1 protein-coding gene and 1 pseudogene are annotated in these 1,083 nt (G+C 71.7%); both read right to left on the minus strand.

The window, feature by feature from the left end; genetic code table 11:
* Positions 1-827 (minus strand): carbamate kinase (locus ODJ79_RS46590; protein ID WP_263030187.1); only part of this gene is annotated, 827 nt, incomplete at its 3' end.
* Between the two features lie 2 nt (positions 828-829).
* A pseudogene (locus tag ODJ79_RS46595) lies at positions 830-1,083 on the minus strand (ornithine carbamoyltransferase subunit F); the annotation flags it as partial.

The raw sequence follows: 1,083 nt of genomic DNA on the forward strand, positions 1-1,083 counted from the left end.
CCGGTCATCTCGACGAAGCGGCACACCGCCTCCACCTTCGGTCCCATCGACCCCGCGGCGAAGTTCTCCCGCCGCAGGGCCGCCGGCGTCGACCGCGAGATCGGCTCGGGGTTCGGGCCGCCGAAGCCGCGTACCACCGCCGGCACGTCGGTGAGCAGCAGCATCGCGTCCGCGTCCAGGGCCTCGGCCAGCACCTCGGTGGCCAGGTCCTTGTCGACCACCGCCTCCACCCCGGACAGCTGCCCGTCCTCGCCGCGCACCACCGGGATCCCGCCCCCGCCGGCGCAGACCACTATCGCGCCCGAGGAGAGCAGCGAGCGGATCACCCGGGTCTCGATGATCCGTTGCGGCTGCGGGGACGGCACCACCCGGCGCCAGTACTGCCCGTCGGCCGCGATCGACCAGCCGCGCTCGGCGGCCAGGCGGTGCGCGGTGTCCGAGTCGTACACCGGACCGACGAACTTGGTCGGCTTCGCGAACGCCGGGTCGTCGGACGCCACCAGGGTCTGGTCGAGCAGCGCCACCACCTGCTTGCCCGGCAGCACGTTCTGCAGCGCCTGCAGCAGCCAGTACCCGATCATGCCCTGGGTCTGCGCGCCCAGCACGTCCAGCGGATACGGCACGGACAGGGCCGGGTCCGCCGCGCTCTCCAGCGCCAGCATCCCCACCTGCGGGCCGTTCCCGTGGGTGATCACAACCTCGTGCTCGGCGGCGAGCGGGGCCAGCGCCGCCACCGCGCGCAGGGCGTTGGCCCGCTGGACCGCCGCGTCCGGCTTCTGGCCGCGCTGCAGCAGCGCGTTGCCGCCGATGGCGATCACGATCCGCATCCTCAGCCGCCCAGGGTGGCGACCATGATCGCCTTGATCGTGTGCATCCGGTTCTCGGCCTGGTCGAAGACGATCGAGTACGGCGACTCGAACACCTCGTCGGTGATCTCCAGGGCGTCCAGGCCGGTGTGCTCGTAGATCTCCTCGCCGACCTTGGTGCGGCGGTCGTGGAAGGCCGGCAGGCAGTGCATCACCTTCACCGCCGGGTTGCCCACCGCCCGGACCATCTCCATGTTGATCTGGTACGGCTTGAGCA

Source organism: Actinoplanes sp. KI2, from assembly GCF_025630775.1.
GTDB lineage: Bacteria > Actinomycetota > Actinomycetes > Mycobacteriales > Micromonosporaceae > Actinoplanes.